The sequence below is a fragment of the Gramella sp. AN32 genome, assembly GCF_023718305.1.
Classification (GTDB): domain Bacteria; phylum Bacteroidota; class Bacteroidia; order Flavobacteriales; family Flavobacteriaceae; genus Christiangramia; species Christiangramia antarctica.
Map to the genome: position 1 here is coordinate 187,057 of NZ_QEYO01000004.1, position 25,316 is coordinate 212,372.

Annotated in this window: 18 protein-coding genes; 2 read left to right on the plus strand and 16 right to left on the minus strand. The window is 38.2% G+C overall.

From position 1 onward, the window contains the following. The first annotated feature begins 62 nt into the window (after positions 1–62). Complete coding sequence (locus tag DHD80_RS06870) at positions 63–1,139, plus strand: serine hydrolase domain-containing protein (RefSeq protein ID WP_251740417.1); 1,077 nt, start codon at positions 63–65, stop codon at positions 1,137–1,139. A 122-nt stretch (positions 1,140–1,261) separates the two neighbouring features. Here DHD80_RS06870 and DHD80_RS06875 read toward each other — a convergent pair whose 3' ends face one another. Further along, a complete protein-coding gene (locus DHD80_RS06875; protein WP_251740418.1) occupies positions 1,262–2,383 on the minus strand; it encodes a formylglycine-generating enzyme family protein in 1,122 nt (373 codons plus the stop codon). A gap of 468 nt (positions 2,384–2,851) precedes the next feature. On the opposite strand from DHD80_RS06875, the gene DHD80_RS06880 reads away from it, so the two are divergent. Then, a complete protein-coding gene (locus DHD80_RS06880; RefSeq protein ID WP_251740419.1) occupies positions 2,852–3,070 on the plus strand; it encodes a hypothetical protein in 219 nt (72 codons plus the stop codon). Positions 3,071–3,699: 629 nt separating this feature from the next. On the opposite strand, the gene DHD80_RS06885 is transcribed toward DHD80_RS06880, so the two are convergent. The 15 genes from DHD80_RS06885 to DHD80_RS06955 all read right to left on the minus strand — a co-directional run bounded on the left by DHD80_RS06885 (position 3,700) and on the right by DHD80_RS06955 (position 25,303). Then, positions 3,700–4,950 (minus strand): SLC13 family permease, encoded by a 1,251-nt coding sequence (locus DHD80_RS06885; RefSeq protein ID WP_251740420.1) that lies wholly within the window; start codon positions 4,948–4,950, stop codon positions 3,700–3,702. A gap of 8 nt (positions 4,951–4,958) precedes the next feature. Then, on the minus strand, positions 4,959–6,104 hold the full coding sequence (locus DHD80_RS06890; RefSeq protein WP_251740421.1) for a glycerate kinase: 1,146 nt from the start codon (positions 6,102–6,104) through the stop codon (positions 4,959–4,961). 49 nt (positions 6,105–6,153) lie between these two features. Beyond that, a complete protein-coding gene (gene pafA, locus DHD80_RS06895; RefSeq protein ID WP_251740422.1) occupies positions 6,154–7,785 on the minus strand; it encodes an alkaline phosphatase PafA in 1,632 nt (543 codons plus the stop codon). A gap of 114 nt (positions 7,786–7,899) precedes the next feature. Continuing rightward, a complete protein-coding gene (locus DHD80_RS06900; protein ID WP_251740423.1) occupies positions 7,900–8,061 on the minus strand; it encodes a hypothetical protein in 162 nt (53 codons plus the stop codon). 223 nt (positions 8,062–8,284) lie between these two features. Next, a complete protein-coding gene (locus DHD80_RS06905; protein WP_251740424.1) occupies positions 8,285–9,673 on the minus strand; it encodes a Gfo/Idh/MocA family oxidoreductase in 1,389 nt (462 codons plus the stop codon). A gap of 62 nt (positions 9,674–9,735) precedes the next feature. Continuing rightward, positions 9,736–10,065 (minus strand): glycoside hydrolase family 97 N-terminal domain-containing protein, encoded by a 330-nt coding sequence (locus tag DHD80_RS06910; protein WP_251740425.1) that lies wholly within the window; start codon positions 10,063–10,065, stop codon positions 9,736–9,738. An 8-nt stretch (positions 10,066–10,073) separates the two neighbouring features. Then, positions 10,074–12,065 carry a glycoside hydrolase family 97 protein gene (locus DHD80_RS06915; RefSeq protein ID WP_251740426.1) on the minus strand — a complete coding sequence of 664 codons (1,992 nt, stop codon included), beginning with the start codon at positions 12,063–12,065 and terminating at the stop codon, positions 10,074–10,076. A 46-nt stretch (positions 12,066–12,111) separates the two neighbouring features. Then, a complete protein-coding gene (locus DHD80_RS06920) occupies positions 12,112–14,385 on the minus strand; it encodes an alpha-N-acetylglucosaminidase (RefSeq protein WP_251740427.1) in 2,274 nt (757 codons plus the stop codon). 40 nt (positions 14,386–14,425) lie between these two features. Further along, the gene (locus tag DHD80_RS06925) at positions 14,426–16,651 is read right to left on the minus strand and encodes an alpha-N-acetylglucosaminidase (protein WP_251740428.1); all 2,226 of its coding nucleotides are present in this window, start codon (positions 16,649–16,651) and stop codon (positions 14,426–14,428) included. A 62-nt stretch (positions 16,652–16,713) separates the two neighbouring features. Then, on the minus strand, positions 16,714–17,595 hold the full coding sequence (locus tag DHD80_RS06930) for an ROK family protein (protein ID WP_251740429.1): 882 nt from the start codon (positions 17,593–17,595) through the stop codon (positions 16,714–16,716). Positions 17,596–17,637: 42 nt separating this feature from the next. Continuing rightward, entirely contained in the window at positions 17,638–19,557 is a 1,920-nt protein-coding gene (gene nagB, locus DHD80_RS06935; protein WP_251740430.1) for a glucosamine-6-phosphate deaminase, read from the minus strand. A gap of 44 nt (positions 19,558–19,601) precedes the next feature. Further along, positions 19,602–20,849, minus strand: coding sequence for an ROK family protein (locus DHD80_RS06940; RefSeq protein ID WP_251740431.1), 1,248 nt, complete (start codon positions 20,847–20,849; stop codon positions 19,602–19,604). Between the two features lie 115 nt (positions 20,850–20,964). Next, positions 20,965–22,839: a PQQ-binding-like beta-propeller repeat protein gene (locus DHD80_RS06945; RefSeq protein ID WP_251740432.1), complete on the minus strand. Its 1,875-nt coding sequence runs from the start codon at positions 22,837–22,839 to the stop codon at positions 20,965–20,967. A 71-nt stretch (positions 22,840–22,910) separates the two neighbouring features. Then, entirely contained in the window at positions 22,911–24,398 is a 1,488-nt protein-coding gene (locus DHD80_RS06950) for a PQQ-binding-like beta-propeller repeat protein (protein ID WP_251740433.1), read from the minus strand. 50 nt (positions 24,399–24,448) lie between these two features. Continuing rightward, positions 24,449–25,303 (minus strand): endonuclease/exonuclease/phosphatase family protein, encoded by an 855-nt coding sequence (locus DHD80_RS06955; protein WP_251740434.1) that lies wholly within the window; start codon positions 25,301–25,303, stop codon positions 24,449–24,451. Between the last annotated feature and the right edge of the window lie 13 nt (positions 25,304–25,316).

Here is a 25,316-nt window from a genome sequence, read left to right on the forward strand (position 1 = left end):
ACTCGGCACTTTTCATCAACCCAGGCTATTATTAACTATTTTGCATAAAAATTTGAGTCCGAATGACAAATAAAATCACATCAATATTAATACTTTTTGTTCTGGCAGGCTATGCTCAGTCAACCGATTCTCAAATCAAAACCTATTTAAACACATTAAATTCAAAAGACTTCTCCGGGACAGTTTTAGTGGCTCATAACGATAAAATAATCGAGAAACACGCGTACGGATATTCCAGTATAGAATATAACGTTAAAAACAAAATTGATACAAAATTCAATATTGCTTCCATTACAAAGATGTTTACGGCAGTTGCCATCTTGCAATTATATGAACAAGGTAAAATAAAATTGAATGTACCTATAGGAAACTATTTGCCCGATTATCCCAATAAACTTGTAAGGGATTCAGTAACTGTTCATCAATTATTGACACATACATCAGGATTAAATAATTTTTATGTTACCAATCTAGATAAAATACAGAATGGAAGGTATCACGAAATTTCAGATTTCGTGCCGCTATTTGTAAATGACACTTTATTATCGAAACCAGGAACTACATATGATTATAGCGGAACCGGCTTTGTTATTCTTGGCTTAATCATAGAAAAAGTATCAGGTGAAAACTATTACGATTACATTAGAGATCATATTTTAAAACCAGCTCAAATGTTTGAGACTACAGAGTTGGAGATTGATTCTATTGTTGAAAATAAAGCTAGCGGTTATACCTCGTTATTTGGCCAGAACAAAACCCTTAAGAAAAATGATTATTATTTAACCAAAGCATCGCCCGCTGGATTTTATTATTCCACAATAGAAGACCTATTTAATTTCTCTAAAGCTTTAAGAAATTTCAAATTCTTAAAAAAAGAAACTACGAATTTGATGTTTGGGCCAAAAGTAAAAGGCTATAATACACAATTAGGTTACGGCATAGACGTAGATAATAGATATAATCAAACTATTCTTGGACATAGTGGTGGGTGGTACGGGATACACTGTGAATTAATGGATTTCATGGAAGATAATTACACTGTAGTAATATTATCAAATATCGACGATGGAGGGGAGAACGGTGCTTCGAAAGTAGCAGATTATTTTAAAAAATTATTGGCTCATAAAACTTCGGAATAATAAAATTAATACATACTCGCTGAATCGCAGATAGGTATTATCTGAATAAAGTGATATTTTAGAAACCAATTTTATGAATGAGAGAAAGAATAAAGCTTAAAGAAGCGTAATTGATTTTAGTATTAAAATTGCTTTATTCTCTTCACCGTTCTAAAACCTACATGATCTGAACCGGAATCCATGGTCATCCCCATTCTTGCGGAAATACGGTAACTGGCACAATAAGATTTATTGCATAAAAAGGAACCTCCTTTTATGATCTTTTCTTTCTGATACGGATTCTCCGGATTATAATAACTCACCGATCCTGTGGGATTCAACAGCTCTCCTTCATTAAGAGCGGTTTTATAATATTCCGTATTAAAATTATCGCTGGTCATTTCCCAAACATTCCCCGCCATGTCATATATATCCAGACTATTTGCCGGAAAGGATTTAACCGGGGAGACGTATTTATAGCCATCTTCCGGTTTATTCTTTACCGGGAACTCTCCCTGCCAGGTATTGGCTTCCTCGTTAAGTTTTTCTTCTTCATCTCCCCAGGTATAGATTCCGCCAGGTAATTGACCGTGGGCGGCGGCTTCCCATTCTGCTTCGGTTGGCAAACTTCTACCTTTCCAGTTAGTATAGGCCAAGGCATCTTCATAAGAGATATGTACCACCGGAAAATTATCCATTCCTTTAATGGAACTGCCGGCACCTTCAGGATGTTGCCAGTTTGCCCCTTTTTTCCATTCCCACCATTGGGAATAATCGTTTAAGTTACTCACTTTTTCCAGTTCTTTTCTGAAGATTAAAGAACCCGGTTGCAAAATACTATCATGAGGTTTTGGGGTATTTGGCGGGAGTTGCTTTTTCATTTCATCCCAATCTATGGGTCGTTCGGCAACGGTAACATAACCCGTGGCATCAATAAATTCCTGGAATTCCGCATTGGTTACTTCAGTCTGATCGATGAAAAAACCATCAACGGCAACCGGATGCGCTGGTTTTTCTCGGGGCAAAGCCAGCGGATCGTCAGCCTGAGCGCCCATGGTGAATTTCACCCCGGAAACCCATATCATCCCTTCCGGATTTTCTATACTATCTGGTTGCTTTCTAATAAGATCATGTTCAGAAATAAGAATCTCTTTTTTTGCTTCTTTTTCATTAACGGCAGCTGATTCCACTTTTTTCTCATCCTTACAGGAAAAAAGGGCCAGGACTCCGCAGAACAATATATATTTTCTAAAAATCTTCAGCATTGAAATTTATTTGTTTTGAAAATTAGGTCTTTCTATAACTTAAATCTTTCAATTTTAAAAATAGCCTTTAATATAGAAATAAAAAAGCAGCTGATTAACCGCTTATATTTTATTGTATAAAATTATTGTAATTTTTTCAACGTCAGCATCTTCTTTACCGTCTTTTTTCACTTTACGTTGCTCTTTGGCGGAAATTTCTTTACCTTTTACAACTACTCCTTCGCTGACAACTACTCCTTCGCTGTCTCCTACTTTGGTTTATTTTTGAAATCATGGAGGTCACATTTAAGCCTAATCCATTAAATTAATTAAAAAAACATATTTTTAAGGAAAACTTAATTCCCCAATAAGTAAAGATTATCATTAATTTCAATATTCTTAGATAATTTATTCTATTTTACCATCTCAAATTTCTTTATTCGTACATTACGAGTAAAGATTATTTTTCCAAATTAAAAAAAATCACAGATGGGAAGACCTTCCACAAAACCGAAAGATCTAAGAGACGGATATTATATAGAAGTCCGTAATAAAAATAAGAGTAAAGGAATCAAAATTCGAAGAGATACTAAAGAACAATTATTACTGGCTATAGATGAATACAAGGCAAGTAAAGAGGTTATCGTTTTAGGAAGGTCAAAAAATGGTAAAATGCTTCCCATGCCGGAACTGGAGCCAAAGTCTTAAATATAATTCCGATTCCACGCCACCTTACCAATAAATACATTTTTTTAACTTGAGTGCAGTCGAGATGCTTTTTAAGCCCATCGACTACGCTAAGGGTGACAACACTAATTTTTAGGTATTCGAACGGATATGCGAATTTTATTTAAAATAACTTTGGGTTATTTACAAACCTTTTATTCTCTTTATACAAATTAGGATGGTATTCAACCCCTTATAGTTTTTGCAATCATGATCTGAAATCCAGCAGATTTTTGCTGAATTTTTTATTCAGGATTTTTGCATAGTGCTGCTTAGTTTTTAAATTTTAATGTTCCTATCCTGATGCTTACAGTGTCAATGGGCACAGCTTTAAAAACGTTATCGTCCTTAATTAAACACCCTACAGCTCATTCTTTGCTGCTTTTATTAGAAAAAAATAGTCCCGAATCAAGCTCTATTTTATTGATTTTAGATGGTTTTGTTGATAGTGAATGAAATTAAAAAAGCCCCTAAATATTATGGTTTCGGCCTTTTAGTAGAATTTGGTAAATTCTCTTCGGAGAAAGAGGAACCAACAATCTGTTATTTTTCATAACATTTTTTTTGATACACTCATTGTTGGATCAGTATACGTTTTCCATCTAAACAATTTAACTGGAAAATAAATAATATGCAAAAACTGAAAGGGCTGCAAGAACAAACCCAATAGCCGATTCATATGGCAAAAGTTTTAGGCGATTAGTTATGTTCACATTAGTAACCCCTGCAGTCGCATGAAAAAAAGAACCATGTGGTAAATGATCTAAAACGGTTGCGCCGGCATTGACCATTGCTGCTCCCCAAATTCCACTTATGCCGGCTTTTAAAATAATTTCGGCAAAGGAAGAAGAAGCAACCGTGGCACCTGCGGTTGATGAAGCCGTTGCTGCACCCATTAACATACCAGATAAGGGAGCTATTAAAACTTCCCCAAGATTTGTTTGAATCAAAGCTCCCAATAAAACATCCTTCATAGAAGAAGCTTTTATTATTCCCGCAATCGTACCAGTTCCAACTAATAAGATAGCTATAACCGACATCCTTGCAAGTCCGTAACTCATTCCCTCTTTTAAAAAATCGCCTTTTCGCATGGCGATAACACCTACAATTCCACCCACGGGAAGTGCTATTAAAGGATCTACCCCGTATCCAAAAAGAGGTCGTAAAGAAAGTAAAACAATTGTTAAAACCGGTGCAACCATACTGCTTATAAATGATGGTAAATTATCCTGCTCCTTTTCTATGTCTTCCTCTTGCACAAAAGCTCCTTTACCAGGCATTAAGCGCGCAACCACATATACTGTAAAAATCAAACCGAGAAGTGCGGGAATAATATTGGCATACATCACTGAAAAAAGATCGGCATCAAAATTTTCAGCAGCTATAATAGTATTGGGGTTAGGTGATATAATATTTCCGCATTTTCCCCCGCCAATCATTACTACCAACAGGACCCCTTTCCGAATAGAAAGTTTTTTACCAATACTAAGGGCTATGGGAGCTACGGTAATTATGGCTACATCTATAAATACACCAATAGCAGTAAGAAAAAAAGTAGCCAGCGCTAAGGCTAAATATACATGGGATTTTCCGAGTTTCTTGATTATGGCATTAGATATGGTAGCCGCCGCTCCTGTTTTTATTAGAACCCCTGAAAGAATTCCAGCTGTAAGGATTCGTAAAATAGCTGGAGTAATATCTTTTACACCATCTATCATGTGGGTAACAGTTTCAGATAAGGTAAATCCCCCAATTAAACCTCCTACAAGTGCTCCAAGAATAAGACTATATGCCGGTGATATCTTTCGGATTATTAATACAATGGACAATATTAGTCCAATTAAAGCTCCCATTGCACTCATAAATAAATTTATTTAATTTGAAATTGTTGAATTACACGGAACTGTTGTTCCAGAGTGCGTTTTATATTTTCTAATGTAAACTCTTTATTCATAGCCTGTCGCAATGTCACAGGATATGGCAAGAGCGAAAGAACCGCAAGGAAACCGGCATTGTTCAAGTCTTCTATTTCTTCAATGCAGCCACCAATCGCTATTACAGGGATTTCCTTTTTTTTTGCCGCAATCAGAACTCCGGCTGGTACTTTTCCCATCCCTGTTTGCTTATCCAGTTTACCTTCTCCTGTTATTATTAAATCTGCTCCGAATATTAAACTATCAAAACCTATACAGTCAAGAACCATCTCTATACCTGGCTTCAGATTAGCATTTAGAAAAGCCAGAAAACCTCCACCAATGCCCCCCGCTGCCCCGGCTCCTGGAACAGAATCTATATCTTTATTTTTTTGGTTTTTTATTACCTCCGCAAAATTTTTGAGCCCGATATCCAGGTCATGGATCATTTGCTCATCGGCTCCTTTTTGGCGGGCATAAACATAAGCCGCCCCATCAATACCCGAAAAAGGATTATTTACATCACAGGCTACAGTAAATTTTGCTTGTTTCACTTCTGGAACAACCTTAGAATCATCTATAGAACAGATTCTTGTTAATATTTTTCCTCCGCCACCAAGTTCTTTTCCTTTGTTGTCTAGAAACCTGAAACCAAGCGCCTGCAACATTCCAGTTCCGGCATCATTAGTAGCACTTCCTCCAATTCCAACTAAAAAATTGGTACAACCACGCAGAAGAGCGTCTTTAATTAATTCACCAGTACCGTATGTTGATGTAAGCATCGGATTTTGCTTTTCCACGGGCACTAAGGTTAATCCACTGGCCGAAGCCATTTCAATCACTGCTGTCTTTTCATCTTCTATAATGCCGTACCTCGCCAGGACCGGTTCCATAAGAGGACCTTTTACTCTACAGGAAATAATATTACCGTTCATTACCGAAACCAATACATCCACAGTTCCTTCTCCCCCATCGGCCACAGGTATTTTCAAAACTTCGCATTCTGGAAAAATATTGTGAACGGCAGTCTCTGCAATTTGTGCTACCTCTATAGATGAAACACTACCTTTAAATGAATCTGACGCTATTACTATTTTTTTCACTTTATGAAAATTTTTCAAATGGTTATTTTATAGAGAATACTATTCCATATTAGTTATCGAGCATAATATACAAGGGTATACCGGTGGCCGCATTTGGAAAGGAAATACCCAGCAGAGCCGAAACTGTGGGTGCGATATCTATAACTTCTGAACGTCGTGTGGTATTGCCATGTTTTATTCCTTTCCCAAAAAATATAAGTGGTGCATGCGTGTCATAGGAATAACCACTTCCATGCATAGAACCTGTTCTGGAATAAGAAACCACTGCCGGATCCATTACAAAAATCACATCCCCACTGCGCTTTTGGTTGAAGCCATTCTGAATAAGCTCTCCAATCCCATGGTTAAAACTACCATTCTCTAGTTGTGTCCTCGTAAATACTTTATCAATCTGATCCTGCTGAAGGAGATAATGCGCTATTTTTTTTTCCACTTCTCCAAAGGGGATTTTGGCTTCCTTCAAAGCTTTATAATTGAAGAATATCTGATCGTTTGAAATATTATTGATAAGATTATCGTTTCTGAATTCTTCGCGCACAAAAGCATTTAATCTTTCTGAAAATTTTGCGAAATCAAAATAGCCTGCAGGAATTTTTACCGATTCTAAATATGCTGAAACTTCTCCGCCACCATGATCTGCAGAAAGAAAAACTGTATAATTCCCTTTGCCTATATTTTTATCAAGATATTGAAGCAATTCACTTAAATTATTGTCAAGTCTCAGATAGGTATCTTCAATTTCCTTTGAATTCACCCCGAAATTGTGCCCTACTTTGTCTGTACTAGAAAAACTCAACGCGAGGAAATCGGTATCTTTATCCTGTCCGAGTTCTTCGGCTTTTATAGCGGCAAGGGCAAAATCTAAAGTAAGATCATTTCCGAATGGTGTCTGAACAATAATATTAAAATTGCCATTTTGGGCCTTTAGTTTTTCCAGGTCATAGGGAAAGGAAGCTGTTTTTTTTCCCTTGAACCCCCCTTCAAATTTGTTTACATCAACACCACTTTCTTTATAGGTAGGAATGCTTTCAAGTGTATTCCAGGTTTTAAAATATGCTTCCGCAGCATTTGAATTGTTGAAGTCCTGTACCCATTGCGGCAATTCCTTCATGTAAAAAGTACTAGTAATAAATTTACCTTCATTTGCACCATAAAACCAGTATGCAGCGTTAGCAGTATGTCCCGCCGGAAGTATTGAACCTCGGTCTTTAATGGATACTCCAATAGTTTTTCCTCGCATTTGGGTATGCATCCGGTTTTGGTCGGCCACAGTGGTAACCTTCATTCGATGTGGTGACATTTTACCAGCTAAAGCGTTGGTTCCTAACGGTTCGACGGCATTATCCTCTGTGCAATAGACTATCTTGTCTTCAAATTTGTTATACCAGTTGTTGCTGATAATGCCATGATTCAATGGGCTGGTCCCGGTCCAAACAGAAGTATGCCCCGGTCCAGTAAAAGTTGGCACATAGTTAAAATGGTGATTTTTAAAATTAAAGCCTTCATTAATCATTCTTTTAAAACCGTCTTCGCCAAACCGGTCCCAAAAACGAGTAAGATAGTCGTAACGCATCTGGTCTATCACAATGCCAACTACTAATTTGGGATGATCAGTCGAGATTTTTTGTGCGTGAAGATTAAGTGTAAATATGGTAATAATCAGGATTATTAATTTGCGCATTCTATTCTTTTTTATTTTTCCACTATTTGTATTTATTTTCCTTTATAGTAGTTTTTCCAAGGTGATAGTCCTAAATTCTTTGAGTTCGATGGTCAATTTCTACTAAAATGAGTCTTAATATTTTTTCACCCCAAAGATTTTAAATTCACTTCCTTTTGAAACCTTTATGAATGGATCCATCCTTGGAGAGACTTCGTTAACCACGGCGATAAAATATCCATTTTCCTTTAAAAGCGTTTGAGCCCCTTCAGTAACATAGCTGGAAGTTCTATACACAGAGAATTCTACCTGGACTATTAAAAACCGTAATCGCGGAAACGTACCGTAAACTCTTGTATATTATTTTACTCCGTTAAGCCTGTTCATCAACTTTCGAGCTTTAAATTCTAATTCAACACTTCCACATATCCAGTTGTTACGGATAAAATCAATATGGGAAAAATGTTAATGGTTACGTGAATGAACCTTTTAATGATTTGAAGTAAATAGATTAAGACCATTACATTTTAATGGGCATTATTTTCCCTTTCTTACGACTTTCTTCAGCCATAAAGCCCATAATGTGGCTTTCTATGGATTCATTGATTGTGGAGGTGAGAATGGCTGGATCCTGATGAGCTACTGCCTGCACAAAATCTTTCACCAAGAGAAAATCTCCACCCCCATGTCCACTATTTTTATAACCTTCCACATCTTCAGCCTGAGGTATAAAAGTGTTGGATTCCCTCGTGCGAAAATCTGTAATTACCAGCTCTTCCATATCCCCAACCATATCTCCCATAGAGCCCATTACCCGGGTGCGACGGCCATGATAAGAAGTAAAAGCTTCCATAGAAAAATTAGCTGTTACATTATCATCAAACATAATACTGGTGATATAATGATCCGGCTGGTCATTCTCCATTCGGTACACACAGCGACCATAATTGGTAGTCCTTAAACGTTCCATAATCACTTCACCGTGCTTAGATTCATCTGCAGGCAAATCCAAAACTTTTGTACGAGATCGCCTATCATGATATTCTTTAATTGCAGAATAGGGACATTCCCGCTCGATCTTACAACCATCTGTACAACGTTCAGTACTGCCTTCAGGTGCATTTTCCCTTCGGAACCATTTAAGATCCCCCATAGCCACAATTCGTTTACTTGGCTTATTTATTACCCATTTTACAATATCTAGATCATGACAAGATTTTGCCAAAATAATGGGAGTGGTTTCTTTTGAATTATGCCAGTTTCCACGTACATAAGAATGAGCCATATGGGTATGCTCAATAGGTTCGAAATGTTGAACACTAATAACCTCACCTATAGCCCCCTGAGAAATAAGCTCTTTCATCTTAACAAAATAGGGTGCATATCTTAATACATGGCATACAGCTACAATTCTCCCAGTTTTTTCAGCTAATGCAAGAATATCCATACATTCCTTTTCAGTAGGGGCAATGGGCTTTTCCAGAAGAATATCATACCCCATAGAAAGGGCCTTCATACAAGGCTCATAATGCATATAATCTGGTGTGGAAATAATGATGGCCTCCGCAAATTTTGGTCTTTCGAAAACTTTTTCCCATGTATCAAACCTGTTAGCATCAGGAATATCATGAGTTTTTGCATACTTATTATTCCGATAATCAATTGGTTCGGCAACTCCTATAATTTTCATCTGTTCAGGAAATTTCACAGCGAAATTTCCATATACTGTTCCGCGATTACCTGCGCCAAGTGTGATTGCTGTTATTGGTTTATCCATTGGTCTATGCAACGGATTTTGGGGAATTGTGTATCCGTATCGCTTCTCCCCCAGGTTTGCCAAGGCTTCTGTACTTATTATAGTTCCTCCAATTCCAAGGCCTAAAGATTTAATTAATTTCCTACGATTCATGATATTCGTTTTTAATTATTCTTGATATTTAAAATAAATTTCCCATCAGCCTTATTGATTTTTTAAGGCTTTTTACCAGACTTCCAATTGGTTATTGACAAGGGTAAAAATGAACAAATTTTTACTTCAACATTTCTTCCGAAATCACCTGTTTTCTGAAAGGACAAACTTAAAGAAGATGGATTTACCAATTGTTTTTCCTTATAATTTATATCGTAAACGGGTAAGCTATCCGTCATCCTAAAATTAAAAATCAAATGACCGTCTGGTGAAATCAATTCCACTTCTTCCTGCGCTAATACAGGTATAGCTAAAAGAATTGCAATAACCATACTGAAGGAATGTATCTTAACTCTTCCGCATTTTAATAGGTCCTCTAACACCTTCTTCATTTCGAAATTTATTTAACGGGATAGATCCGTGCAGCCCAGCCACCACCACTGGCCATTTTCGTTTGCAATTCCATGCCTGAATTCACTTTTAGTACCTCCCTTACATAATCGGTTCCATCTCTGTCTGCATTGATTCCGTCTTTAAAAATAACTGCCTCGTAATTCCCATCCGGTAAAAAGGAAAGGTCTATAGTTAATTCTCTTGCATCCCAATCTGTGATTACTCCAACATACCATGTATCTTCTTTTAAGCGGGCGATTGCCGCATACTTGCTTACTTCTCCATCCAATGCTAGTGTTTGATCGAAAGTTGTGGGCACCGATGCAATAAATTTCGTGCTCTCCGGCTCTTCCATATAACTGGTTGGACTATCTGCAAGCATATTAAAAGGAGCTTCGTAAAGAACGTAAAGTGCCAGTTGGTGAGCTCGTGTTCCCTGGCTCATGGGCTTGGAACGGATATCGCGAAAATTCTTTTTATTGGCATTCCTCATCGCACCAGGAGTATAATCTATAGGTCCGGCCAGCATTCTGATAAATGGAATCGTACTGTCATACTTAGGAAAATCAGGATTAGACCACTTTACGTGCTCGAGTCCCTGCACTCCTTCAAAGTTCATTACATTAGGATAAGTTCGCTGTAGTCCGGTAGGTTTATAAGCACCATGAAAATCGATCATTAAGTTATATTCAGCTGCTTTTTTCGCGATTTTATAATAGAAATTGACCATCTTTTGATCGTCCCTGTCCATAAAATCCACCTTAAAGCCTTTTACACCCATTTTAGAATAGGTAGAAAGTGCTTCGTCTGTTTTTCGATCCAACGGTAACCAGCCACCCCAAAGCCAAACACCAACGTTCATTTCTTCTGCATAATCAATAATTTCCTGAAGATTTATATCTGGTACCACCTTCATAATATCCTCACTTTCTGCCCAACCTTCATCAAGTAAAATATTTTCAATATTATTTTCTGAAGCGAAATCTATATAATGTTTATAGGTTTTAGTATTTATACCCGCGCGAAAGTCAACATTTGAAATATTCCAGTCATTCCACCAATCCCAGGCTACTTTGCCTGGTTTTATCCATGCCACATCTTTTATTCTTGAAGGCGAAGCGAGTCTGTAAACCATATCATTGTTCAGTAGCTCTTTGTCCTCTTCACTAATGATCAATACCCGCCAGGGAAAATTTCTGCTTCCTTCTGTCTTGGCGATATATGACGCTCTTTTACTTACAAATGACTGCAAATTGTTATGCCCCCCCTGAACTTCCTCCAGTGGATAGTGGGCAAAATCGCCTTTTAAAGATGAGTCCTTTTCACCTCTCTCAAGGAACATACCCGGATAACTCTCCAAATCTGCTTCAGTAATAGCTGCTTTTACTCCATCTACAAGCTCCACCAGGATAGGAGCGAATGCAGCTGTATCCTTTACTACTTCTGAAAGGTGAACGTAATCATATGTATTTTCAAAAGAAATCTGGTACATATCATATTCCCCATTTTCAAACTCATTATTGACATAAGGAATATAAACCTTATAATCTTCCTGAAAATTAAATTCAGCCACCTCGTTTTCAATCGTCAAAGAGTCCTTCTTATTGGTAAAGAACCTGTAAGCAACTCCATCGTTATAAGCACGAAAAATGACACCATAACTTCCTTTAAAATTCAAGGTAAGCTGATGGTAAACATCTTCAACGATCTCTTTTTTATAATTGAGGGCTTCAATTTTTCTATTAATATTTTGAGGTTTGGAAGAGGTTATTTTACCCGCTCCAAGAACTTCTCCTCCTGCCAGTTTTATAGCTATGGTGGAAGGTGCCAAAATTTGTAGATTTTCATGCCTAACCGACCATTTTAAACCTTCATCGGAAACTACAGATATGTGAATTTTATCGTCCGGTGAACTTAAACTGAAATTTTGGTTTTTCTGTGCATATAGCAGTATGCTACTCATTCCAAGGATTATAAGTAAAGAAATTTTGTTTTTCATGGTCTCTAATATTATTGTTTTCGGAGAAGGTTTTGTGGCAGAATTGCTATTCCGCCTTCTCTCTACTTGTGATTTCTGGTTGGTACTTTTCATAAATTTCACGGGCAACCTCCACGGAATTGCCCTTGGTGATATCCTTGTATTTATTATTACTGTTCACCCATTCCCATTCCCAGTTTTTAATTTGCTCCTCAAAAAATTTCTGTTCAATCTCTTTTCCCTCTTTCATTTGAATGCTTACATATTCAAAAAACTTTTGCCAGCGTTTTTTATAAAATCCTTCGAGTAACCCTGACCACTGGCGATTGGAATACTCCCGAAGCTTCGCATTTTTACCACCCCACAAAGTGATAAGGTTACGGGCATTTTTTTCGTAGAGATCTTTCTCTTCTTTTGTGGTGCCCCAGCTCCTGGCAGAATTAAGCCAACGTCCCAGTAAAAAATCTTCCTGGGTGGCAAGAAGCCGATCCATGTCTTCTATAAGAAAGATAAAATCTGCACTATGCCTATTAAATGACTCCAAATCGCCATTTTTGTAATCTTCAGCAAATTGCTGCTGGATGGAAGTAGCATAATTTGCCAACACCTGACGGGTAATATCTACAAGATCAAACTGATAACCTTCACTGTTTTTTAATTCATCTGAAGCGGAAATAAAGTGACCCCAGGCTTTGACCACTTCTTCCAAATCATAAGTGAAATTCGTGGAAACACCTCCTGTATTCCGGCTAAACGTGGGCCTTCCCACCACAATAGATTCCGGACCTCCCGAAGTAAGCGTATCAGCATAAACCGTACGTCGCAGAATTTCCCAGGCTTTATTAGCATTTTCATTCACCTTGCCATAGCGGCGCATGGTATATCCCTTTAACCAGGAATCTAAATCTATGGGAGTTTCTCTCCAGGCATTCTCCATCATTAGTTCATACATTACGGGGTTTTGTTCAATGGCTTCCGGGGTAAGACCTATCCCAACCATTTTACCATTTTCCGGATGGTGTAGGGCCTTGGACGGCCATGTGGCCACCCGGTCCATTAAACCGTACATATTCACATTGCCCCCAAAATTGTGCAACATATTCCATATCCAGGGTTTTCCATAATAGGCGTCAGTTTTAAGCCACATTGGATTTTTTTCACTCCATAAGTCAAGAATGATCATTTTATCATCGGGTACCGCATTCAACATCGCCTTAATTTGTTCAGGTTGCCAGAATTCCCTTTGAAAATGGAAAAGCCAGCCCTGCATGATCCAAATAGCTTCCGGATCGGCCGAGGCCATGGACTGATAAACTTTCTTGCCCACTTTGCCCAAGAATCCGGGATCATTGGAAGGGGGTTCGTTTTCATTAAAGGTATCTGAAGTGTATAGATGATCTGTTCCATAAGTTTGGATTGTTTCCTGGATAAATCGTTTTCCTATTTCTACAAACATTGGATCATCAGGATTCAAAAGATATACCTCCGGAAAATCAACCCAATTAGTCTTTTTTAAACTTGCTTTTGGAAACTTCTCTTTAAATGCCGATGGTACATGACCTGTGAATGCAGGTAAAATTGGAGTCATTCCCAAGCCTCTTTGTCTTTTCAGGATTTTTTTCTGAAGGGCTTCATGGCCTTCAATCCAACTTACGGGCAGCGGACCGCCCCATGCATCCAGATTACCCATCCAAAACCAGGCAAAATAAGCAGGACCACTAAAGAAACTTTCCAGATCTTTATCTGTCAAGCCCAGATCTTTATACACTCTGCGATGAATAGCATTCTGGCCGGTTATTGATAATGGCATATTAATGCCGTTCAATGCCATCCAATCGATCTCCCATTGCCAGCGTTCCCAATTCCACCAGCTCATACTGTAATTATAGGTGCAGTAATTTAAATAATATCGATATTTGTGCGGACTCACATTCCGGATTTTCTCAGGCACTACAGGAAGCGGCTTGGATAAGTTCAGATTTACCCCATTCCAGGTGATACTGCTGTGAGTGTAATACTTTAGATAAAGATTAAGTGCGCTTGCAATGGAAACCCCATCGTTTCCTCTAAGGACAATTTTATTGTTCCTGCTTTCTAACTCATATACATCCTTTCCGCCTTCCTTCGGGATAAATTCGACGATAAAATGATCTGCTATTCCTGGCACTACTCTTTTTATAAGGTCGTGAACCGGCTTTTTTAACTCCTCATCCTGAATGGCGGTATTTGTTAAATTCTTATGCCCATCAGAAATCTGGGACTTTTGCATAGCACAGGAAGATATTAATATCAATAACGATAAAAACAGAAAATACTGAAGATAATCTAAGGTAAGCTTCATCTTGTATTTATTTAAAATGCCGGTTGATCTAGTACCATAATTAGTTATTGCTATTGTTGTACTTGGCTACTAGTTCTTTTGCTTTGGCCAGTGGATTTTCAAAAGGGGCTATTTCGGTCATTCCGGGCGTAGTAATCCAGGTTTCTTCCCAGTCATCACTATTAAAATTTTCATCAAACAGATGCTGCTTTATGCGCGGAATGTAATAATCTCTGATCAAGCCGCTCCAAAGCCGCGACGCATAATCCTCCTGAAAGCCCCCCCAGGTCGTGATAAGCCGTTTGGCATTAGCCTCATAAAAATCTTTTTCTTCTTTGGTTTTTCCGTGGGAACGGGCGAATTCTATCCAGGGTGCTAACCTGTTTATGGGATGTGATTCCAGCAACCGGTCTATATCTTTTAAAAGATTAATAGCCTTTTCTCCTTCTTCCTTCATCTTGACATCATTATTTACCGCTTTAGCAGCTAAAGCCTGTTTATAAAACTCATCGGCTTTATTTCCGAGGTAAAGCATTGACAGTTCTATAACATCACTCCTGTACAATTCACTTTGTTTTAATTCTTCGGAGGCAGCCAGGAAATTCTCCACACCTCGTCGGAATTCTTTAGAATCATGAACGCTGCCCTTTCTACGGGTATCCGGCACAACCAATTGCCATACAAATCGTGGATAAGGGGAAAAGCTGCTGTAAACCGATCCCCGTAACTTCTCCCAGGCAGTTTTCATTTCCTCAGGATAACCACCGTAACGGGCACGACTGTATTCTTTCATCCACTTATCCAAATCTATTTCTTGGGAAGTCCACCCCATATCGGCAAGTAGTTCATAGATAACTTCATTATTTTCTATACCTTCAGGAGCAGAGCCAAAACCTATAAGATTTTCCCTATAAGGAGAATTAAGGGCTTCAATCGCACCTGTCGCGTACATATCAAGATAGCCTGTGTAAGGTGTTTTTCCCCCAAAGTTAGGCACATAACTAAACACCCATTGTTTCCCGGAATAACCCTCATGAGTCTTCCAGACCTGCGGGATATCCCATACGTGTTCCGGAAACTCATTGGCCAGATCCAGAATGATCATTTTCTCATCCGGGACCTTTGATAACATGGCCTGCAAACTAGGTTTGTCCCAGAATTCACTTTGCCACCCAAAGGTCCAACCCTGGGTTACCCAAACGGCGTCCGGATTCCCTGCTGTAATTGAATTATAAATAGCCTCTCCATAACCTGCCAGTAAATCATACTTTTTTTCCGGATTATCTTTCGGAACAGGAACGTCCATTTCATTAAAACTATCGGAGAGATAAAGTTTATTTTTTCCGAATTCTTTTTCCCATTCCTGAACGAAAAGCTTTCCTATTTTTTCAAAAAAGGGAGAATCGGGAGGTAAAACATAGGCGTTATTTTCTTTTGGAAAACCGCCCCATTTTAGTGCGCTAACCTCCAGATCCGGATGCTTATTTTTAAATCCTTCAGGCACAAATCCCGCAAATGCCGGGGCTATTGGTTCAAATCCCAATTCCCGCATACGGTCTAAAATTTTATGTTGAAGTGCAATTTGTCCTTTTTGCCAATTATCGGAAAGTGGACCATCCCACTTATTGAGGTTGCCCATTCTATGCCATGGCAAATGGGCAGGACCGGTAAAAAATTCTTTGATTTCTTCGTTGTTCAAGCCTAATTTTTTCCATACCCTTTCTGAAATACCTTCATTACCCACTACTGCTAAAGGCATATTCACCCCGTGAAGTGCCATCCAGTCAATTTCCTTCTGCCAGCGGTCCCAATCCCAATAAGGCGTCGTATAACCGTACGTAACAACGTTTAAAAAGTATCGATATTTGTAAGGAGAAGTTGCACTTTCTAGAGCGTAATCTGGCCATTGATTAGGAATGTTCAAATGTTTTCCGCTCCAACTTACCATGCTATGCGTCCCCTTTTTGAGGTACTGGTAAAAACCGAAAGTCAGTGCAACTGTGCTAGTCCCCCTAATGGTTAAATCACCATTTTTTGCTTCAATCTCATATGTATCAAGACTATCTTCTGCAGGAATTAATTCCAAATGTATATCTATAGCACGATCCCCAATTAGGCGTTCCATAACCCCACGGGCAGCAATAACCGCAGTATCTTCCCTCTCTGCGGAAGTCTTTTCTTCATTATTTCCAGATGAATTTTTACAGGATCCAAAGCACACAACTAAAATTAAAAGAGTTGTGAAAAAGGAAATACGAAAAAAAGGATTTTTAGTAGTTAAAAACATTTCGTGGTTTATTTATTCTTAGAATTATTTTGAAACATCTGCCCTATTTTTAATACTGATTGTCAGATGAAGGATTTTAATAGTTCATCTTTTTTCAAACGCATCTGAAAAATCGCTGCAGATCCTAGTATGGCAGTGTTCTTCATGTGAACCCGCTCAATTACTAGACTTTCTGTAATAACTTTGAAAGGAAAATCTTTTATACTTTCTTCCATAGCCTCTTTAAAATACTTATAACCTTTAGCTATAGAGCCTCCTAAAAATATAGCTTGCGGGGATATAGAATACAGAATTATTTTTATGGCATTCCCAACATGATGTCCATATTGTTGAAATATATCCAAGGCTTTAGCATTCCCTTTTTCAGCAAGAGCCATCACTTCTTTTCCAGAAATCCCTAATTTTTGTTGAAAAAATTTTCCACCACAGTAATCCTCCAGGGTTTTATCGAGATAAGGGATTCCACCATATTCGCCAGCACTAGAATATTGCCCTGAATAAATTGTGTTATCTATAATAATACCGGCTCCAAAACCTGTACCTAAAGTAATGCCTACCAGATTATTGTATTTCTTTCCGGCACCATATTTCTTTATTCCTGCTACAAAAATATTAGCATCATTTGTTATATAAACTGGTTTTTCAAAATAGCTTTGCAAATGATCTTTGAGATACACTTTGCTCCAATTAGGAATATTTTGAACGTTATGAACAATGCCAAGTTTTTCATCCACCAATCCAGGTACGCCAATCCCGATTCCTATAACGTCAGGTTGTATTAATTGCTCAATACCCCTAGTTATTTTACCTAAAATTTGTGTTTTCGAGGCATTAGCAGAGGTCGAAAATTTAGACTCTTTTAAAACTTTCCCCGCTTGAACTATTCCAATATGTACTTTTGTCCCCCCAATATCGATTCCTATTATTTTTTCTTCTTTATGCATATTTATTTTTAAAACTTAATGATATAGGATATGAGATGACAATTAAAATTTCCATCTTACAAAAGCCTCCATCGCTTCATAATTTGCCAGACCAAGCTTATGGTAATTCAGTGCAGTCTCTTTGTTCCTTGCTTCTGCCCTTATCCAAAATTCTCTTTCATCATCTCCCGGAAAAACTGGTCTGTCTTTTTGGGACTGGTGCTTAAAGATCGCATGTCTTTTCCGGTTTACTTCTTGGGGTGACAGGGGTACGGCCATTTCAATTTCATTCATTTCAAATTCTTGCCATGCTCCACGGTACATCCAGAGCCAGCAATCCTTTGTCCATTCTTCAGTTTCCTTTAATTTTGTTAGGGCTTCCAGTATTATTCTGAAACATATAATATGGGTACCATGGGGATCGGAAAAATCCCCTGCCGCAAATACCTGTTGGGGTTTTATCTCCTGTAGAAGCTTCATGGTTAACTCCACATCATTTTTAGTAACTGGATTCTTCACTTTCTTCCCTGTTTCATAGAAAGGAAGAGCCATAAAATGTATATTCTTATCCTGAAGGCCAGCAAAACGTGCCCCAGCAATCGCCTCACTTTTTCTAATAAAAGCTTTTACATTTTGAACTTCTTTAATATCTATATCGTTAGGTTGTTTTTTTTCGAAGAATTTTCGCATTTTTTCATATGTACTTTCGAGTAGGGCCGTATCTTCTCCAATACTTTGATTAAAATCTATTGTGAATTCAACATACCGTAGCACATCTGTATCCCAAACCGCCGTATTTCCCGAGGTTTGATAAGCCACATTTACATCATGACCCTGGTCTACCAGCCTTATAAAAGTTCCACCCATTGAGATTACATCATCATCTGGATGGGGACTAAAAATCAGTGACCGTTTTAAAGTTGGTTTAGACCGTTCCGGCCTCTGGGAGTCATCGGCATTTGGTTTACCTCCAGGCCATCCCGTAATACTATGCTGTAATAGATTAAAAACGTGAATGTTTATATCATAAGCAGGTCCTTGTTCAGTCACCAATTGCGCCATTCCGTTGGCATTATAATCCTCTTCCGTTAGCTTTAAGATAGGTTTGTTGACCTTTCCCGACAACCATATCACTGCTTTTTTGATGAGCGAGGCATCCCAAACGCAATCCTTTACCAACCAGGGGGTATAAAAGCGGGTAAGCTCAGAGGCAGCATCTGAATCCAGGATGAATTCAACATTATCAGATAACTGAAGGTAGGTGGCAGGTACATTACCGGTAATTTCCCCTTCTACTGCCTTTCGGATGATAGGTGCTTTTTTCTTGCTCCAAGCCATAAGTATAATTTCCTTCGCCTTGAAAATCGTTCCAATACCCATGGTGATGGCCTTGGTAGGTACATTTTCCTTACCTCCAAAATCCCGGGAAGCATCCCTTCTAGTAAGATCATCTAAAGTCACCAGGCGGGTTCCGGAATTCGGAGCAGATCCTGGTTCATTAAAACCAATATGGCCGGTTCTCCCTATTCCTAATATTTGTAGGTCCAGCCCACCGACAGCTGATATCTGGCGTTCATAGGCAAGACAATAATCGGCTATGACTTCTTTTTTAAGGGTGCCATCGGGAATATGAATATTGTCCCTTCTAATGTCTATATGATTAAAAAGGTTTTCGTCCATGAACCTCACATAACTTTGCTGGGCTTTTGATTGCATGGGGTAGTATTCATCCAGATTAAAAGTTATTACATTCTTAAAACTAAGACCTTCTTCCTTGTGCAAACGAATCAATTCGGCATAGACCCCAATGGGGGTTGCACCCGTGGCCAGCCCTAGGACTGTATTTTCTCCACGACGATCTTTGCTTTTTATAATATCTGCAATTCTATAAGCCACCTTTTTAGAAGCAATACGATCATTTTCATATACGCTCACCGGTAATTTTTCAAATCGAGTTTCTTCTAAAAGATTAAGCCTAGCCATAATTTCTTATATTTCATTTTAAAGAAGGGATTTCTTAATCTTTTTTATTCTATTTCTGTTTGTTCTTTAAAAATATTTTCCATTACCACGGCTATAGAACCCAGAATATCCACATCTTCACCTAAGGTAGAAAGTGCTACTTGAGCATGCTCCCTTAATTGCTCCATACAATATTCATTGATGGATTGTGTAATGGGGGTTGTAATGTATTCTTTAGCTTTTGCTATTTTTCCACCGAGAATAATTAATTCGGGATTTAATAATTGAATAAGGATCCCTATGCCTTTACCGAGGTTTAACCCGGTTTTATAAAGTATATTAATGGCATATTGATCACCCTTATTTGCCGCGTCAATTACCAGCTGTGGCACAATTTTATCCAGTTCTTGATCGGAAAGTTGATTTAAAAGTGAATCTTGACCAGATTGCAAACCTTCCTTTGCCATTTTAGCCAAAGCTATACCCGATCCTACTGTTTCCAAACACCCCTGTTTTCCACAATAGCATAAGGCTCCTTCATTTATTAGGGGTATGTGCCCCATTTCTCCAGCAAAACCTTTGGTACCAGTTAATAATTTTCCGTTCATTAGAATCCCTAAGCCTATTCCCCAGTCCAGAGAAATCACCAATACATCCTTTTTTCCTTGCGCTAGACCAAAACGATACTCAGCCAACGCAGCACTTTTAACATCATTTTGAATGAAGACCGGGCTGCCGAATTTCTCCCTTAAAAGTTCCTGAAGTGGTGGTGATTTAGGATCCGTTTTAAAATAAGTATGATTTCTTCCTTCTTCTGAGTCAACAAGTCCTGGCATATTTATGCCAATCCCCATCAGCTTCTTTCGGTCTATTTTAGAATCTTCTATTAACTCTTCAGCGAATTTATAAATACTGTCTATTGCACTTAAATCTTTGGATATAGGAATTGGAATCGTTTTTATACCGGTAAGATTCCTATTGTCATTATCGAAAATTGCCATTTTTGTATTGAATTTCCCAACGGCGATACTTAAAACATATAAAGAACCTGTTTTTAATCCAAATAAATCTGGTTGCCTACCTACTTCAGATTTAGCCCTTCCTTTCTTTTCCACCAGATTTTCATCTATTAGCTCATTCATTAAACCGGTACAGGTGGGAGCACTAATATTAAAATCTTTACATATTTCAAAATTTGTTTTTGGGCCACCCACATAAAGATCTTTGATGATCCTTATTTTCTGAGTGTACTTCTTTTTCCCTACATTATCGAGCTTACTTACGTAAGCCTCTTTTAGAACTATCGTACTCATTTTTTAGTCATTTACCTTTCGTATGTTGGACTTGCAATTTTCCTACGTACCTTAATTATATATATATTAGAAGGTTGAAACCTAAGTGTGCTGAAAAATCACTTCTTCAAAACAATCATCGGGTGGATTTCAACCTTTTTATTATTGCAATTTTACCATCTACACCCGTGGCGAGGATCTTTCCTTCGGAGAGTACATGTAATGTATTTATCATATCATTCCCCAATTGATATATCCATTCAATTTTTTTCTTTTTAATATTTATGGCATACACTCTTCCGAAGGTAGTTCCGAAGTAAACAAATTTATTATCAAAAACGGGCATTGAGGCTGAGAAATCATTTCCAAAATCTCCAGATATATTCATGACAAGTTCCGTTTTTTCCGCTTTTGTATTCCAAGCAACAATGGAATCCTGCATTGTCTTTGCCACTAGTAAATTTCTTTTTTGATTACCTCCCAAAGATTCTCTTACCCTATAACGATTGGATACAAAAGTTTGTTCTCCTGTAATCAAATCGAATTCCCGCAATTTTTCATCTGGGGCGACTATATAAATTTTTCCGTTTTGAATCACGGGTATACACATTGCAGGAGAATAATAATGGGTGTAATTATCATTGCTCCATTTCCAGACTAATTTTCCAGTTTCCATATTTAAAACATAAAGTGTTTTACCCCAGGAACCAAAAACAATTTTATCGTCTTCTATTGTTGGCTTGCTAGCTGGAAAACCTTTTATATCTGGAAAAGCCCAAACTTCTTTTCCCGTTTTAAAATCGAGTGCACGAAAAGTGGAATCACTACTTCCAATATATACTTTATTATCCTGAATAACGGGGGAAGCTAAAACTGGAGCTTTTGCTTTGAATCGCCACAAAACTTTTCCGTTTTCTGCATTCAATTTGTAAACTGTACTATCTGCTGATCCGAAAACAACGGCAGAACCATTAACCGCCGATGAGGAATATATGGGACCTGAGGTTTTAAAAATCCAATTAATTACTCCTTTCTTAGGATTCACAGATTTAAATTCACCTAAAAGATTTCCAAAAAGCACATTGTCGTTCCACACTGAGGCTGTTGATACAATATTCCCCGTATCCTGGTAACTCCATATTGCCTTTACATGTTTGAAACTATCGCCTATTGGAGTTCTTACTTGGGGTTTCTCCACTTCTATCGGAAGATCGATCACAGGAAGCTTTAGTGACACCCAGTCCTTTTTTTCTGCCTTACCTATTTCCACTTCCTTTACAAGAAGTGAATCAGGAGACAATTTCACTATGTTATAGGCAAGTGTATTATTTCGTTGCTGGGCAGTCCTGGTCATTATTCCTGGAATCCCATTATAATTAAAAAGCTTATTAATATGACCGTGACCTGAAAAAACAGCGATAGTATTCAGTTTTTGAATTTTGTTTATCAATTCCTTAGAATTACTTAATTCATGGTGTAGCGGAATATGAGTAAGAAATACTACCCGTTTTTCGGGTGGTGTAACCTGCACCAGACTGTCTAACCATCGCATTTGATCTTGGGGTACAAAGCCTCTTGACATTCTGCCATAAGGTCCAGTACTCAAACCTATGATTCTTACTCCCTGAATTTCCTTTGCGAATTTCTGCTCTTTCCAAAGCTGATTATATACCTGACCTCCACTCGAAGACCACGCGGTATCGTGATTTCCTGGAACAATATAATAGGGTACAATCAACTTATCCAATAGAACTTTGGATTCCGTCAATTGATACCCGTATCCAAAGTCACTTATATCTCCTGCATGAAGTACGAAATCTATTCCTGGGTTGCTATTTATATGCTTTACGATTTCCTGAAGACTTTGGTTATTATCTCCTTTGCCAACATGGGTATCTGTAATTACGGCAAAATTTAATGTCTTATGCTGCGTACTTTTCCGGACTTGTCCATTTAAAAACTGCGGGAGGCAGAAAAACAATAGCAGTGCAATACTGAATAAAAAATTCATCTATATATATGTTCCAAAATGTTAAAAAAAAGACTTCGCAAAACTTTCACGAAATCTTATTTAATAAACACCTATTTAGCCTGTGCTGTATTTTTTACATTCTGGCCTTTCATAGGCCAAGGTGAATCCGCTGGACCACTTTCTTCCACAGATACTTTGAAGAGTTTAATCACTTCTTCATCTAATCCTTCTACGAAAACAGTTCCGTCACTTATAATGGTTGGGGAATTGATTACTCCATCCCCAAGCTCAAATTCTTTTTCCAGGCCTCCGGCAGAACTTAATATTAACAATCTACCGTTTGTAGTTCCTACATATACATTCCCATTCATATCAACAGCCGGAACACTTTCAACAATTTCTGCATCATAGGTCCAGTTCACTGATCCGTCTGCAGGATTTAAGGACAACAGTCCTCCTTTTGAACCTACATACAAATCTCCTGCAGGACCAATGACCACCCCGGAATTTGCAGCATCATCCACATCTATCTGCCATTTTATGGCTCCGGTTGCTCCTTCATCTGAAATAGCTACAACTTGCGTATTAGTAGTGTAATAAACCGTACCATCGGCATCCATTGATAAGGATGTCCCATGAATACCGGCACCAGGACCTACAGGAGCTTCCCATTTTTGTGATCCATCTTCTGTATTGATTGCCCATATTTGTCCATCGTTGGTATTGAGAAAGTACACTGTACTTTCATCCGCACTGATAACAGGAGCGGCATAGAATGCACCTACACCTGTAATCTCCCAGCGTTTCTCCCCATCTGAAGTCCAGGAATATACTCCTCCGTTAGTACCTTGAGCCCTGGAACCATGATAAACATTCCCCTGAGAATCTATAGCTGGGGTATTATTGGATACATCAGTACCAATTGCACCGCTCCAAATTAGGGCACCATCTGCTGCATTAAGCTTATTAATGGCGAAATCATCATGCCAGGCATTAATATAAATATTACCATCTGGACCTATAGAAGGAGCATTCGGAAGTTCCGCTCCAACTGCAGTGGAAGCCCATTTTAATTCCGCACTTTCCCCCTGATCGGTCACAGCAACAATTTTGCTTTCCTCTCCTGCACGAGATTCTGTATAATATATAGTACCATCATCTCCAATTACCGGTGCACTCGAACCATCATTGATATTCCCAACCACAGTATTAGTCGTGAATTCCCAGGTGATTTTTGCAGGAAATTCAGCTTGTGTAACCGTCAGAGGTTGGTAAATTCTATAAACATTCCCTTTAGCATCTGTTACCTCCAGCATTACTTGATAATCCCCCCCCTCATCGTACGTAAAAGAAGGATTACTTCCGGTTGCAGTAGATGACTGAATGTCACCAAAGTTCCAATTCCAATTAATGATTTCACTAGAGCCTTCTTCGGAAGTAGCCGAAAAAAAGACTTCCTCACCTTCTTCTGGTTCAGTTGGAGTAAAAGTAAAATCTGCATTTGGAGTTTGTACCTCCTTAGGACTGTCATCCGTTTCACATGAAGCCAAGCAAAGGCATAGTATGGTACTTATAATTAAAATTTTCCCTGTTTTCATAATTTATATGATTTTGAAATTCATTTATTAGCTTTTTATCCCCTAAGCACTCATTCCAATATTTGGATAGTGGCAGTGACAGGACGGTGATCAGAGGCATAACTTTCATCTACTACTTTATGCTCTTCCACTCTAAATTTTTGTTGAGGATGATTAAAAGCGATATAGTCTATAGTTCGGGTAGGCTCATTTGCCGGAATAGTAAAAGGACAGAGTCTACAGGTACGATCAAAATGACTATCAAGGATTCCTACCACCTCTGATTCAGGTAAAGCATTGAAATCTCCAGCGATTATAAATGGAAGTTCTTCATTTTTCGCCAAATTCACAATTTTTTGAATTTGTACCAATCGGTTTGTAGGTGCACTTTGAGCATCAAGGTGTGTGCTCCCAAAACGAATCTCATTACCTTCCGAAGTTTGAATTTTGACAGTTAATAATATTCGAGGTTCCCCATTTGTTCCCGCCGCTGTTGGTAACCTATTTATCACTGTTTCACTAATTGGAAACTTTGAAAGAATTGCAACACCATATTCTCCTCCATCATAATCAATAGCTTTTCCAAAATAGTAATTCATATTTAAACCTGTTGCAATTATCTCGGCTTGATTAATGGGTCCGGACCTTTCTGTGTTCACATCTACCTCTTGCAATGCAACCACATCCGGATTCTGATTACGAATCACATTTATAATTGCATTAATATCGATTACATCTGGTTTTGAAGGAGGGTTAGCATGGTGAATATTATACGCCATTACTTTAATAGTCTCTATCACAACCTCTTCCGGCACTTCTCCATCATCAGAATCCGATCCTGAAGAAGATGAAGAAGTTGAACCAGAACAAGAGGAGGCTAACACAAAAACAATACTGGCTAAAAGATTAAAGATCATTTTTTTCATAAAAGAATTGATT